At 63.6% G+C, this 14,161-nt stretch carries 13 protein-coding genes; 10 read left to right on the top strand and 3 right to left on the bottom strand.

Features of this window, described 5'->3' with window-relative positions:
* Positions 1-3 precede the first annotated feature (3 nt).
* Positions 4-696: a phosphoglycolate phosphatase gene (gph, locus tag ASC80_RS09000; protein WP_056295274.1), complete on the bottom strand. Its 693-nt coding sequence runs from the start codon at positions 694-696 to the stop codon at positions 4-6.
* 149 nt (positions 697-845) lie between these two features.
* Between gph and rpiA the strand changes: the two genes are divergently transcribed.
* From rpiA to ASC80_RS08965, 7 genes are all read left to right on the top strand, one after another.
* Complete coding sequence (gene rpiA, locus ASC80_RS08995; RefSeq protein WP_056295271.1) at positions 846-1,544, top strand: ribose-5-phosphate isomerase RpiA; 699 nt, start codon at positions 846-848, stop codon at positions 1,542-1,544.
* Positions 1,545-1,566: 22 nt separating this feature from the next.
* Positions 1,567-2,106, top strand: a complete 540-nt coding sequence (locus ASC80_RS08990; RefSeq protein WP_056295268.1) for a DUF2059 domain-containing protein — start codon at positions 1,567-1,569, stop codon at positions 2,104-2,106.
* A 35-nt stretch (positions 2,107-2,141) separates the two neighbouring features.
* Complete coding sequence (gene gor, locus ASC80_RS08985) at positions 2,142-3,527, top strand: glutathione-disulfide reductase (protein WP_056295265.1); 1,386 nt, start codon at positions 2,142-2,144, stop codon at positions 3,525-3,527.
* A 116-nt stretch (positions 3,528-3,643) separates the two neighbouring features.
* Positions 3,644-4,807 (top strand): YncE family protein, encoded by a 1,164-nt coding sequence (locus tag ASC80_RS08980; protein WP_056295262.1) that lies wholly within the window; start codon positions 3,644-3,646, stop codon positions 4,805-4,807.
* 184 nt (positions 4,808-4,991) lie between these two features.
* Positions 4,992-6,380: a class II 3-deoxy-7-phosphoheptulonate synthase gene (locus ASC80_RS08975; protein WP_056295259.1), complete on the top strand. Its 1,389-nt coding sequence runs from the start codon at positions 4,992-4,994 to the stop codon at positions 6,378-6,380.
* Between the two features lies 1 nt (position 6,381).
* A complete protein-coding gene (locus tag ASC80_RS08970) occupies positions 6,382-6,735 on the top strand; it encodes a diacylglycerol kinase (RefSeq protein WP_056295256.1) in 354 nt (117 codons plus the stop codon).
* 44 nt (positions 6,736-6,779) lie between these two features.
* A complete protein-coding gene (locus ASC80_RS08965) occupies positions 6,780-8,534 on the top strand; it encodes an NAD+ synthase (protein WP_056295254.1) in 1,755 nt (584 codons plus the stop codon).
* A gap of 112 nt (positions 8,535-8,646) precedes the next feature.
* Here ASC80_RS08965 and ASC80_RS08960 read toward each other — a convergent pair whose 3' ends face one another.
* A complete protein-coding gene (locus ASC80_RS08960; RefSeq protein ID WP_156464332.1) occupies positions 8,647-9,738 on the bottom strand; it encodes a DUF2865 domain-containing protein in 1,092 nt (363 codons plus the stop codon).
* Positions 9,739-9,887: 149 nt separating this feature from the next.
* Entirely contained in the window at positions 9,888-10,199 is a 312-nt protein-coding gene (locus tag ASC80_RS08955) for a hypothetical protein (protein ID WP_056295248.1), read from the bottom strand.
* A gap of 287 nt (positions 10,200-10,486) precedes the next feature.
* Here ASC80_RS08955 and cysS point away from each other — a divergent pair, with 287 nt between their 5' ends.
* From cysS to cimA, 3 genes are all read left to right on the top strand, one after another.
* Positions 10,487-11,899, top strand: coding sequence for a cysteine--tRNA ligase (gene cysS / locus ASC80_RS08950; protein WP_056295245.1), 1,413 nt, complete (start codon positions 10,487-10,489; stop codon positions 11,897-11,899).
* 109 nt (positions 11,900-12,008) lie between these two features.
* Complete coding sequence (locus tag ASC80_RS08945; RefSeq protein ID WP_056295243.1) at positions 12,009-12,533, top strand: GNAT family N-acetyltransferase; 525 nt, start codon at positions 12,009-12,011, stop codon at positions 12,531-12,533.
* Positions 12,530-14,128, top strand: coding sequence for a citramalate synthase (gene cimA / locus ASC80_RS08940; RefSeq protein WP_056295241.1), 1,599 nt, complete (start codon positions 12,530-12,532; stop codon positions 14,126-14,128). The genes ASC80_RS08945 and cimA overlap by 4 nt, the downstream gene beginning before the upstream one ends.
* Positions 14,129-14,161: the final 33 nt, after the last annotated feature.

The raw sequence follows: 14,161 nt of genomic DNA, 5'->3' as shown, positions 1-14,161 counted from the left end.
AAATCAGTGATTTGACTTTGTTCGAGCCATGGCGATTTCGGCAACGGCCACCGGTAAATCTCTCATATGCGAGATCAACAGGTCCGGCTTCAATTCCTCGATCGGTACCTGAGTGTAGCCGAACGTGACGCCGATCACCGGAATTCCGGCACGCCGGGCTGCCCCGATGTCGGTTCCCGAATCCCCGACCATGATCGCCGTCGACAGCATTCCGCCTGCGCGCGACACCGTTTCGCGCAGCGAGGTCGGATCGGGCTTGGCGACGCCGAAAGTGTCGGCACCGCAGATCGCGGCAAAACGGGGGGTCATGGCCAGCTTGTCGAGCAGCAGCCGGGACAGGCCCTCGAGCTTGTTGGTGCAGACCGCGAAGCGGAAACCGTCGGCGGCCAGCATGTCCAGCGCATCGTCGAGACCGTCGAACGGGCGCGACTCGTCGGCGATGTGCTCCCGGTAATAATCGATGAAATCGGCGGTCAGGCGCGCGACATCCGCCGCACCCATGACGCGGCCTTCCTGTTCGAGGCCGCGCTCGATCAGCGCGCGGGCGCCGGAGCCGATCAGCTTGCGGGCCGATTCGACGGGGACCGGCGGCAGCCCTTCGCGGGCGAGAATGAAATTGAGCGCGCCGACGAGGTCGGGCGCGGTATCGACCAGGGTGCCGTCCAGATCGAACACAAGAAGAGGGAAATCTGTCATTCAGGCTGGCTAACGCGCGCCGTGGGGCGATGCAAGTACGGGTTGTCAAATTGCCGAAAGGCCTCCGGCAACCCTGTTCCTCGCCGCCAATCGACGCTAGATATGCTGCGCCGGTCGCGGCCACTCGCGGCGGAATTGAAAGCGCCACGATGTCGATGGATATGTTGAAAAGGCAGGCGGCCGCCCGCGCCCTCGAAGACGTTCGCGACGGCATGAAGCTTGGCCTTGGCACCGGCTCGACCGCGAAACATTTCGTTGAACTGCTGGGCGAGAAGGTGAGCGCCGGACTCAAGGTGATCGGCGTGCCGACGTCGGAGGCGACGCGTGCCGATGCCGAGCGCTGCGGCGTGCCATTGACGACGCTCGATCAAATCGACCGGCTGGACCTGACGGTCGATGGTGCCGATGAGGTCGACCCGGCGCTCAATCTGATCAAGGGTGGCGGTGGTGCGCTGTTGCGCGAGAAGATCGTTGCGGCTGCGTCCGATCGCATGATCGTCATTGCCGACGACAGCAAATGGGTCGAGACGCTCGGGCGTTTCCCGCTGCCGATCGAAGTCGTGCCGTTCGGGCTCGGCGCGACGCGCCACGCCATCGAAAAATCCTTCGTTTCCGTGGGGGCCGCAGGGGAAATAACCATCCGCAAGGGCAAGGACGGCCATGCTTTTGTCACCGATGGCGGCCACTGGATTATGGACGCCCATCTGGGACGTATTCCCGATGCTCCGGCCCTGGCCGCATCGCTGGCATCGATCCCGGGCGTGGTGGAGCATGGCTTGTTCATCGGGCTGGCAAGCACGGCGATCCTCGCGGGGGCTCAGGGAATTCGTGTCGTTCAACGGCGCTAGCGCCGCAATTTGGAGAATTGGAATGAAGAGATTTGTCGATGTGGCGGCTATCGCCGCCATGACCTGCGCCGCGATGCTGGCGTTCACTCCGGCGCAGGCTCAGGCTCCTGCCGCAAAGGCTCCGGCCACCGCCGCCAAGGCATCGACCCCTGCTGCCATCGCACTCGCCAAGGAAATCCTGAGCGCGAAGCATGTCTCGACGATCTACGACGAGGCCATTCCGGGACTGGTTCAGCGCGTGAAGAATGCGCTGCTCCAGAGCAATCTCAACTATCAGAAGGATCTGAACGAGGTCGCGATCAAGATCGCCAAGGAGCTCAATGGCCGCGAGAAGGAAATCGGCGACGAGATGGCGAAGATTTACGCCGGGGAGTTCACCGAAGCCGAGCTGAAGGAGCTTGCTGCGTTTTATCGGTCGCCGGTCGGCAAGAAGTCGATCGAGCAGGAGCCGAAGGCCTTCAACGCCAGCCGTCAGTTCATGGACGTGTGGGCGCAGAAGGTGGCCGAGGAAATCAACAGCAAGTTCCGCGCCGAGATGCGCGCTCGCGGCAAGGAAATCTGACGGAGTCGGTTGTCCGTCAATGAGGGCTTTGACGCATGGCTGATTTCGACGTTGATCTGTTTGTGATCGGCGGTGGCTCCGGGGGCGTTCGCGCCGCCCGGATCGCCGCCGGTTACGGCGCCAGGGTCATGCTGGCCGAAGAGTACCGCATGGGCGGCACCTGCGTGATCCGCGGTTGCGTGCCGAAGAAGCTGTTCGTCTATGCCTCGCATGTTCACGAGGAGATCAGGGACGCCGCTGGGTTCGGATGGACCATCCCGTCCGCGACGTTTGACTGGCCGACGCTGGTCGCCAACAAGGACAAGGAAATCGCCCGGCTTGAAGGTGCCTACACCTCAAACGCCGAGAAGGCGGGTGTGACAATCGTCAAGGCCCGTGCGGTGTTCGAGGACGCGCACACGCTGCGTCTTTCGACCGGCGAGACGGTACGGGCGAAAACCATCCTGATCGCCACCGGCGGCGCGCCGAACCACGGCGCCGCGATTCCGGGCATCGAGCATGTCATCTCGTCCAACGAAGTCTTCCATCTGCCGAAATTCCCGAAACGCATCGTGATTCAGGGGGGCGGTTACATCGCGCTGGAATTCGCCTGCATCTTCGCAGGGTTGGGCTCCGACGTGACGCTGGTCTACCGCGGCGACAACGTCCTGCGCGGTTTCGATGAGGATGTGCGCACGCACGTTCGCCGCGAGATGGAGAAGTCAGGCATCACCATTCTCACCGGCTGCACGGTCGACAAGGTCGAGAAGCACGGCGAGAGCTTCACCGCGCATCTGTCCGGCGGATCGAGCGTCGCCGCAGATCAGGTGATGTTCGCGATCGGCCGCCATCCCAACGTCAAGGGCCTCGGGCTGGAGAAGGCTGGCGTCGCGCTCTCTCCGACCAATGGCGGCATCGCCGTCGATGACTTCTCGCAGACCAGCGTGCCGAACATCTATGCGGTCGGCGACGTCACCCATCGCATCAACCTGACGCCGGTAGCGATCCGCGAAGGGCATGCTTTCGCCGACACCGTGTTCGGCAAGCGGACCGTGCGGGTGGATCATGCGACCATCCCGACTGCGGTGTTCTCGCAGCCGCAGGTTGCCACAGTGGGACTGACCGAAGCCGAGGCGCGGGCGCAGTTCACCCACATCGACATCTACAAGGCCGACTTCCGGCCGCTGAAGGCGACCTTGTCCGGCAGCGAGAGCCGCATCCTGATGAAACTGATCGTCGATGGTCAGTCCGACCGCGTGCTGGGCTGTCATATCGTCGGCCCCGAGGCGGCGGAGATCATCCAGGCGGTGGCGATCGCGGTTCGGATGAAGGCCACCAAGGCCGACTTCGACGCCACCATGGCGCTGCACCCAACCTCCGCCGAGGAACTGGTGACCATGCGCACCCCGACCGAACGCCACGTCCGTCAGGCGGCGGAATAAAACCCTCCCTCCAACTTCGCAGTGGACGAATTTGCCCGCTGCGGTGTTAGCTGGTCTGTCACGCCGGCTACCCGGATGCCGGTCTGTGAAAAAAACACCGGTGGGAGAGAGCATCCATGTTTTATCAAGTGCCACATAAGTGCGCCCTTGTTCTGGCGCTCGTCTTGTTGACGCCGGTGGTGGCGACGGCCCAGATCGCCGTTTCCGCCAACGACGGAAAATCAGCCCTCAATGACGGCAAGCCCGAGGTGCGCAATCCGCTCGCGCCGGATACCGTCTTTGTGATCGACCTCGATCAGACGCCGCCGAAGATCGTCGGCGAGGTCAAGGCGCCCGCCAGCGCGGTGGGTCCGCCGACCAGCGTCGCGGTTGCGAAGGACGAATCGTTCGCGCTGGTCACCGGCGCCATGAAGATCGATCCGGCCGATCCGAAGAAAGCCGTTGCCGACAACAAGCTTTCGGTGATCGACCTGAAGGCGGAGCCGCCGGCGGTTTCCGCGACACTGGAGGCGGGAGCGGGCGCTGCGGGGGTCTCGATCAGTCCTGCGGGCGATCTCGCGCTGGTAGCGAACCGCGCCGAAGGCACCGTTTCGATCTTCAAGATCAGCGGCAAGACGCTGACGCCCGCAGGCAAGATTGATTTCGGCGAACCGAAGTCCGGCCCCTGCGCGGTGGCGTTTACTCCCGACGGCAAGCTCGCTTTCGTCACACGCGATGGCGACCACAAGGTCTCGGTGCTGAAGATCGACGGGGACAAGGTCGAATACACCAAACGCGACGTCGCCGCGGGCCTGCGGCCTTACGGCATCAGCATGTCGCCGAAGGGTGACGTGGCGCTGGTGGCGGATCTTGGTCTCAACAACGGCAACGGCGATGCCGATACGGTGAGCATCATCGACGTGCAGGCCAAGCCGCCACGCCTGATCGACACCGTGACAGTTGGAACCACTCCGGAAGGCATGACGCTGTCCCGTGACGGCCAATACCTCGCGCTCGCCGTCATGAATGGCTCGAACAAGGCCAAGGCCGCGCCGATCTACAACGACCATGGTCTTCTGAAAATCTATCGCCTCAAGAACAAGCGCCTGACCTTCGTGACACAGGCGGATGTCGGCCATTGGTGCCAGGGCGTGACCTTCAACAAGGACAACAAGAAGGTTCTGGTCCAGTGCATGATCGAGAACGAAATCCAGGTGTTCTCCTTCAACGGCAAATCGCTGAAGCGGACCGGGGCGATCAAGGCGGCAGGGCCGGCGGGGATCCGCATCGCCGACAAGTAAGCTGAGACGGGCTGCCGCTGGCCCAGACCGGCGGCGGCCTTTTGCGCTCCGATGCCAGATGGTGTCGCGGGAGGGTGCCAAGGCTTTGAAATCCCGGGGCGAATTCCAACTGGCAAGGGGCCGTCCGGCTGTGTATAACCCCGGCGCGCCGCCACGATGGCGGCGATCCTGGGAGTTATGAGTCATGTCCGAGCGGTGGACACCCGATAGCTGGCGCAACAAACCGGTGCTGCAGGTGCCGGAATATCCGAATCCGAAGGCCCTCGCCGATGTCGAGGCCCAGCTTGCGACGTTTCCGCCGCTGGTTTTTGCAGGTGAAGCCCGCAACCTGAAGAAGTCGCTGGCGCGCGTGGCCAATGGCGAAGCCTTCCTGCTTCAGGGCGGCGACTGTGCCGAGAGTTTCGCCGAACATGGCGCCAACAACATCCGCGACTTCTTCCGCGTGTTGCTGCAGATGGCGGTGGTGCTGACCTATGCCGGCGCGCTGCCGGTGGTGAAGGTCGGCCGCATCGCCGGCCAGTTCGCCAAGCCGCGCTCGTCGCCGATGGAGAAGATCGACGGCGTCGAACTGCCGAGCTATCGCGGCGATATCGTCAACGACATTGCGTTCACCAAGGAAGCGCGCACGCCCGATCCGCAGCGCCAATTGATGGCGTACCGGCAGTCGGCGGCGACGCTCAATCTGCTCCGCGCGTTCGCGACCGGCGGCTTCGCCAATCTCGGCAGCGTGCATCAGTGGATGCTCGGTTTCATCAAGGACTCGACGCAGTCGCGCCGTTACAAGGAACTGGCCGACCGCATCTCCGAGGCGCTCGACTTCATGCGCGCCTGCGGCCTCAATCTCGAGAGCCATCCCGAACTGCGTGCGACCGATCTCTACACCAGCCACGAGGCGCTGCTGCTCGGCTACGAGCAGGCGTTCACCCGCGTCGATTCCACGACCGGCGACTGGTACGCGACCTCGGGCCACATGATCTGGATCGGCGACCGCACCCGGCAGCTCGACCACGGCCATGTCGAATACTTCCGCGGCATCAAGAATCCGATCGGTCTCAAGTGCGGCCCGTCGCTGAAGCCGGATGAGCTGCTGCAACTGATCGACGTGCTCAATCCGCAGAACGAGCCGGGACGGCTGACGCTGATCAACCGCTTCGGCTCCGACAAGGTCGGCGATCACCTGCCGCAGCTCGTTCGCGCGGTGAAGCGGGAAGGGCGTTCGGTGGTGTGGTCGTGCGATCCGATGCACGGCAACACCATCACCTCGACCAGCGGCTACAAGACCCGGCCGTTCGACCGGATCGTGTCGGAGGTGAAGTCGTTCTTCGAGGTTCATGCGGCGGAAGGCACCCATGCCGGCGGCGTGCATCTGGAGATGACCGGCCAGAACGTCACCGAGTGCATCGGCGGCGCGCGCGCGATCACGGACGAGGATCTCAACGACCGCTATCACACGGTCTGCGATCCGCGCCTCAACGCCGAACAGTCGATCGACATGGCTTTCCTGATCGCCGAACTGCTCAAGCAGGAGCGGGCAGGCAAGGTCAAACCGATACCGGCGGTCGCAGGCTTCTGAGGTGTGGCGCTTCTGGCGCGCCACCATCAACAGCAGGAACGGACTGGCTTTCGCCATCCGTTCCGAACAGGCCATCCGCGAAGAACTGGTTGCGCTCGTGCTCGCCGTGCCGCTGGCATGGGTGATCGGCGTCACGGTCATGCGCAGCTTTCAGCTGGTCGCCGCGGTGGCGCTGGTGCTGATGGTCGAACTCATCAACACAGCCATCGAAAAGCTCTCCGACCGGCTGACGACCGATCACGATCCGCAAATCGGCCAGGTCAAGGACATGGGGTCGGCGGCGGTCGGCGTGGCGCTCGCGGTCGCCGGCCTGTTCTGGCTGTTCGCCATCGCTGAGCGCATGGGCCTCATTTGAGGGCGCGATTGCCGACGTCTCAGCAGGCGGGCTAAAAGCAGGGTATGGCAAACTCCACTCAGTTCACCGTCACGCTCGCGCAACTCAATCCGACCGTCGGCGACGTCACCGGCAATGCCGCGAAGGCGCGGGCCGCCCGCGCGCAAGCCAAAGCCGATCACGCCGATCTCGTCGTGCTGCCTGAGTTGTTCATCGCCGGTTATCCGCCGGAGGATCTGGTGTTGAAGCCGTCGTTTCAGGCGGCATGCCGTGCGGCGGTCGAGGATCTGGCGCGCGAAACCGCCGATGGCGGACCGGCGATGCTGATCGGCACGCCATGGGTCGATGACGGCAGACTCTACAATGCCTGCGCGCTGCTCGATGGCGGGCGCATCGCGGCGCTGCGCTTCAAGGTCAATCTGCCCAACTACGGCGTATTCGACGAGAAACGGGTGTTCGCGCGCGGGCCGGTCGGCGGACCGCTGACGGTGAAGGGCGTGCGGGTCGGAATCCCGATTTGCGAAGACACGTGGATGGAAGAGTCCGCCGACTACGAGAACGTGGTCGAGTGCCTCGTCGAAACCGGCGCCGAAATCCTGATCGTGCCGAACGGCTCGCCCTATACCCGCGAGAAGAACGACATGCGGCTGTCGGTGTCGGTTGCGCGCGTGGCGGAAAGCGGCTTGCCGCTGATTTATCTCAATCAGGTCGGCGGCCAGGACGAACTGGTGTTCGACGGCTCGTCGTTCGCGCTGAACGGCGACAAGTCGCTGGCGCTGCAATTGCCGGGCTTTGTCGAAAGCGTGGTCACGGTGACGTGGACCAAGGGACCGCACGGCTGGACCAGCAAGGGGCCGGTCGCGCCGGTGCTCGCCGGCGACAAGGGCGACTATGCCGCCTGCGTGCTCGGCCTGCGCGATTACGTCACCAAGACCGGATTTCCCGGCGTGCTGCTCGGCATTTCCGGCGGCATCGACTCCGCGCTGTGCGCGGCGATCGCGGTGGACGCGCTGGGCGCCGACAAGGTGCGCGGCGTGATGCTTCCGTTCCGCTTCACCGCGCAGGAATCGCTCGACGACGCGGCCAAGCTCGCAAAGGCGATGGGCATCCGCTACGAGGTTCTGCCGATCGCGGCCGCCGTCAACGGCTTCGAGGACATCCTGTCCGTTCCCTTCAAGGGACTGGAGCGCGATGTGACGGAAGAGAATCTTCAGGCGCGCACCCGTGGCGTGCTGCTGATGGCGATCTCGAACAAATCGGGCGCGATGCTGGTCACCACCGGCAACAAGTCCGAAATGTCGGTGGGCTACGCCACGCTCTACGGCGACATGAACGGCGGCTACAATCCGATCAAGGACATCTACAAGACCGAAGTGTTTCGTCTGTCGGCGCTGCGCAATTCGTGGAAGCCTGAGGGCGCGCTTGGCCCGTCGGGCAAGGTGATCCCGACCAACATCATCACCCGGCCGCCGACGGCGGAGTTGCGCGAGAACCAGACCGATCAGGACTCGCTGCCGCCTTACGATATTCTCGACGGCATCCTTGAGCGCCTCGTCGAACGCGAGGAGCCGCTGGCCTCGATCATCGCGGAAGGTTTCGACCGCGACACCGTGGTGCGGATCGACCGGCTGCTGAACGTCGCCGAATACAAGCGGCGGCAGGCGGCGCCCGGCGTGAAGGTGACGCGCAAGAATTTCGGCCGCGATCGCCGCTATCCGATCACCAACCGTTTCCGCGATACCGGGCAGGCACCACCGGCGCCCGACCATTCGCTGGCCACGCGCGCGGGCCGGGGATCTGCCGAAGCGATCGACGTGTGAGGCAGGCTGCTTCACCACGCATTTCGATGCCCGTGGCTTGACAGTTAAATTCTGCTCCTCATCCTTCGAGACGGCTGCTGCTCAACCTCCTCAGGATGAGGGGAAGAATGCGCTACTGCGGGTTCTGCAGGAACTTCGGGCCGACCGAGCGGATCGGCTTGTCGCCCGTCGTGCCGTTGGCGGCAGGTGCGGCCGGAGGATTGGCCGCTGCAGCTGGCGCCTGAGCCGGGGCGGTTTTCGCAGGCGGCGCTTTGCCGTTCTTCGGCGGTTGCGCCATCTTCTTCGAGCGCTCGTCGGTGACGATGATGTCGCCTCGTTGCGCAGCAGCGGCGCGATCGTCGATGTTCTTCAGCGCATCCGACCAGGTCTGGCCCGCCGCCTTGCAGCTGCACGCCTTGTCATACTGCTGGCGATACTTGAATGCGTTCGGCGACTGCGAATACGGCTGTCCGCTCAGCGAAACGGCAGAGGAGATATCCTCGCCGGGATTGCGATAGGTGTAGAGCGTCGCTTCGGCGTTCGGGCACAGTGCCTTGCAGGTGTGCTCGTCGTCGGCAAAGCGGCCCGGCACGGTGGCGAATGAAATCGGGAAGTAGTAACCGTCGCAGGTCCGCGCGCACACGGTGCGAAAGGTTCCGGCGGCCGCGCCGTTGTTTTCGGGAGCGATGATTCCGCCGCCCTCGGGGCCGCCGCCATTGCCGCCGAACAGGTTCTCGAAGAAACCGCCGTTGCCGCGCACGGCGTTGGCATATTGCGGGCCGCAATTGTTCTGCGCCAGAGCCAGCAGTACGGAGCGGCGCTGACCGTTATCCTCCGAGGCGCCCATGCCGCCGCGCAGCCGCTCGAGATTGGAGGTGATCTGATCAAGATTGCCGCGCATCTGCTGAATCTGGTTGTTGATCGGGCCGCACTGGGCCGACTGGCCGCTGAACAGCGAGAAGAAGCCGGAGTTGTCGCAACCCTGACGCCGGGCCTGCGCCCGCAGCCGGTCGAGTTCGCTCTGCTGGCGCGAGGCGGCTTCCTCGTAGCGGCGGATCTGTTCGGCTTTCGCGCCGCCGCCGTTCGCGCCCTGATCGATGCTGGCAAGCTGGCTTTCGAGCCGCTGGCAGATCGGATTGGGCGGAGGCTGCTGGCCGGGCGGATAGCCCTGCGCCACTGCGGCGGACGTGATTGCGGCGCTAAGGACAGCGGCCAGCGTCAACATCGTGCGGGGACGGGGAAATATCGGCAAAACAAAACCCGGATTCGGCCGCCGCACGGTGCGGCGAATGCGACCCTCACATACTCGTTTCCGAGGGCGAGGTCACGTCGATTCCGGGGCGCAGATAAGGCGGAGAACAACCACCCGTGAAGTCAGCGCTCGCAGGTGATCGCGACGAATTCGTCGCAACCGTTACCGTGGCAGGTCTCACCGCCGGTTTGCGTCACCGCGCCGGTGACTTCATCCGGATCGACCCGCCGGTACGACACCGCCTGGGCGAACTCCCGCGCGTGGCAATAGGCGCGAGCCGCTGGCGCACCGCAGTTTTCGCCGCGGGCGAGGCATTGATCGATGCCGTAGCCGTCCGGCTGGTTGGCGACGATGAAGACCTTGCTGTCGGCCATCGCGCCGGAGGTGGCGGCAAGGAACAGGCAGGCGGAAAGGGCGGGAAAAATCAGTCGCATATGGCACCGGTGACGCGGGTGGATGCCTATCATCGATAGATCGCAAAGATTAAGAATGATTAATGATGTGGGGCGTTTGGAGGAGAAAACGTGGCCGGGTGTTGCAACCGGGCCAGTGTTCCGCTTGACGGAATCCCCCCGGCTGGACCATTGTGCCGGCCATGAACGGTTCTCTCTCCTTTTTCGGCATTTGCCGCGAGATTATTAGCTAGCGATTCGCTGGCTGGAGCCGTCTTTTCTCATCACGAGAGCACTGGACGCCCCCGGCCCAACCGGACGGTTTGTCTATGGATTTGAAACTTTACGATACGCTGACCAGGGTAAAGCGCGCCTTCGTGCCGCTCGATCCGGCGAACGTGCGCATGTATGTGTGCGGGCCGACGGTCTATGACTTTGCCCATATCGGCAACGCGCGCCCGGTCATTGTGTTCGATGTGCTGTTTCGTCTGCTGCGGCACATCTACGGCGAGACGCACGTCACTTATGTGCGCAACATCACCGACGTCGACGACAAGATCAACGCGCGTGCGTTGCGTGATTATCCCGGCCTGCCGCTGAACGAAGCGATCCGCAAGGTCACCGAGCAAACGGCGACGCAGTTTCATGCCGACGTGAAGGCATTGGGTTGCCTGCCGCCGACGCATCAACCGCGCGCCACCGATTTCGTTCTGCCGCGTGCCGACGGCAAGGCCGACATGGTGACGCTGATCGCGCAACTGATCGCGCGCGGCCATGCCTATGAGGCCGGCGGCGAAGTGCTGTTCGATATCGCCTCGATGCCCGACTACGGATTGCTGTCCGGCCGCAAGCTGGAAGACCAGCAGGCCGGCGCGCGCATCGCCGTCGACGCGCACAAGAAAAATCCGGCCGATTTCGTGTTGTGGAAGCAATCATCCGCCGACGAGCCCGGCTGGGAAAGCCCGTGGGGCCGGGGACGGCCCGGCTGGCACATCGAATGTTCGGCGATGAGCGCCGCTTATCTGGGCGACGTGTTCGATATCCATGGCGGCGGCCTCGACCTGATCTTCCCGCACCATGAAAACGAGATCGCGCAATCGCGTTGCGCGCACGGCACGCATGCGATGGCTAATTACTGGATGCACAACGGCTTCCTTCAGGTCGAAGGCGAGAAGATGAGCAAGAGCCTCGGCAACTTCGTGACGATAAACGAGTTGCTGGCGACCGAGAAGTTTGGCGGGCGCAAGTGGGAGGGGCAGGAACTCAGACTGGCGATGCTTAGGACTCATTATCGCCAACCCATCGACTGGACCCAAAATGCACTTGAGGAGGCCAGTCGCGCCCTCGACAACTGGAGCGGTTTGATCAAGGGCGTTCCTGCAGCGAATCCATCCCCTGCAATGTTCGCTGCAATGACGGATGACCTGAATACGCCGCTCGCGATTGCGGAACTGCATCGGCTCGCAAAAGCGAAAGATCTGCCAGTGCTCGCGGGTTCGTTGTCGCTGCTCGGGATTGATTTGGCGACCTACAATCGGCCGCTGCGAAACTCTATCGAAGGTGCCTTTGATAAGGCGGACGAGGTCAAAGCAAAGATTGAAGCGCGCGCCGTCGCCCGCGCGCGCAAGGACTTCAAGGAGTCGGATCGAATTCGCGACGAACTCGCTGCGATGGGTGTCGCCATCAAGGACGGTAAGGACGCCGACGGCAAGCCGGTGACGACGTGGGAGATCGCGCGATGAAACGCCCCGACACGCCTTTCCCGAAGCACTGGCGCTATTACATCGTTCTCAAGTGGGCCGTGATCGCGCTGGCGGTTGCGCTCGCGCTCAAGCTGTTCGGAGTGTGGTGATGGGTCAGGCGCTTCCCCAGGTCGGTCTGCGGCCGTTGTTGCCGGCGGATATTCCTGTGCTGGCTGCGATCTTCGCTGCCAGCATCGAGGAACTGACCGAGGACGACTATACCGAAGCGCAGCGCGAGGCGTGGGCGAGCAGGGCCGACGACGAAGCGGCGTTCGGCAAACGGCTCTCGTCGCAACTGACGCTGGTGGCGACGCTGAAAAGCTCGCCGGTCGGCTTCGTCTCGCTCAAGGGCGCGGATCATCTCGATCTGCTTTACGTTCATCCTGCGGCGGCGCGGCAGGGTGTCGCCACTGCGTTGTGCGATGCGATCGAAAAGCTCGCCGCCGCGCGCGGTGCGAAAAATCTGACCGTCGATGCCAGCGACACCGCGCAGGAGTTTTTTTCCCGGCGCGGCTATGTCGGCGAGCGGCGCAACACCATCACCGTCGGCGACGAATGGCTCGCCAACACCACCATGAAGAAAACGCTGGCGGGCGCTCCCGCGAACGACGACACACCGGGACAACCGTCATGAGCCGCGAACGCCTCTATCTTTTCGACACCACGCTGCGCGACGGCGCGCAAACCAACGGAGTCGATTTCTCGCTGCATGACAAGCAGATCATCGCCCAGATGATCGACGATCTCGGTATCGACTATATCGAAGGCGGCTATCCCGGCGCCAATCCGACCGATAGCGAGTTCTTCGCCACCAAGCCGAAACTGGAGAACGCGAAGTTCACCGCGTTCGGCATGACGCGCCGCGCCGGCCGTTCGGCGTCGAACGATCCCGGCCTTGCCTCGCTGCTTGAGGCGAAGGCGGATGCGATCTGCTTTGTTGCCAAATCCTCGGCCTATCAAGTGCGGGTGGCGCTGGAGACCACCAACGAGGAAAATCTCGCCTCGATCCGCGACAGCATCTCGGCTGCGAAGACGGCCGGCCGCGAAGTGATGCTCGACTGCGAGCATTTCTTCGACGGCTACAAGGAGAACCCGGAATTCGCGCTGGCCTGCGCCAAGGCGGCTTACGAGTCCGGCGCGCGCTGGGTGGTGCTGTGCGACACCAATGGCGGCTCGATGCCGAACGAGATCGTGGCCATCGTCGGCGAGGTGGTGAAACACATCCCCGGCGATCATCTTGGCATCCATGCCCATAACGACACCGAGCAGGCGGTGGCGAATTCGCTCGCGGCCGTGCGCGCCGGCGTGCGGCAGATCCAGGGCACGCTCAACGGCCTCGGCGAGCGCTGCGGCAACGCCAATCTGTGCTCGCTGATCCCGACCCTGAAACTCAAGAAGGAATTCGCCGACACGCTCGACATCGGCGTGTCGCAGGACAAGCTCGCGACACTGGTCCACGCGTCGCGCGCCCTCGACAATATCCTCAACCGTCCATCGGACCGTCACGCGGCCTATGTCGGTGAGAGCGCGTTCGTCACCAAGACCGGCATCCATGCCTCCGCGGTGATGAAAGACCCGCACACCTACGAACATGTTCTGCCCGAGTTGGTCGGCAACCGCCGCAAGGTGCTGGTGTCGGATCAGGCGGGACGCTCGAATGTTCTCGCCGAACTCGACCGCGCCGGGATTGCTTATCAGAAGGACGATCCGAAACTCGGCCGCCTGATCGAGGAGATGAAGGAGCGCGAGGCGGCGGGCTACGCCTATGAATCCGCGAATGCCTCGTTCGATCTGCTGGCGCGGCGGACGCTCGGCACGGTGCCGGAGTATTTCCACGTCGTGCAGTTCGATGTGAATGTCGAGCAGCGCTACAATTCGAGCGGACACCGCGTTACGGTGGCGATGGCGGTGGTCAAGGTCAATGTCGCGGGCGAGATGCTGATCTCGGCGGCCGAAGGCAACGGCCCGGTCAACGCGCTCGACGTCGCGATGCGCAAGGACCTCGGCAAGTACCAGAAGTACATCGAGGGGCTGAAGCTGGTCGATTACCGGGTGCGTATCCTCAATGGCGGCACCGAGGCGGTGACGCGGGTGCTGATCGAGAGCGAGGACGAACAGGGCGAGCGCTGGACCACCATCGGCGTGTCGTCGAATATCATCGATGCGTCGTTCCAGGCGCTGATGGATTCGGTGATCTACAAGCTGGTGAAATCCGGCGCGCCTGCCTAGGCTGGCGGGCTCGTTCTGACCGGAAGGCTCGGA

This window comes from Afipia sp. Root123D2, assembly GCF_001425835.1.
Classification (GTDB): Bacteria; Pseudomonadota; Alphaproteobacteria; order Rhizobiales; family Xanthobacteraceae; genus Afipia.
The sequence above is the reverse complement of the archived record's forward strand: the minus strand, read 5'-3'. Positions and strand labels throughout refer to the sequence as shown.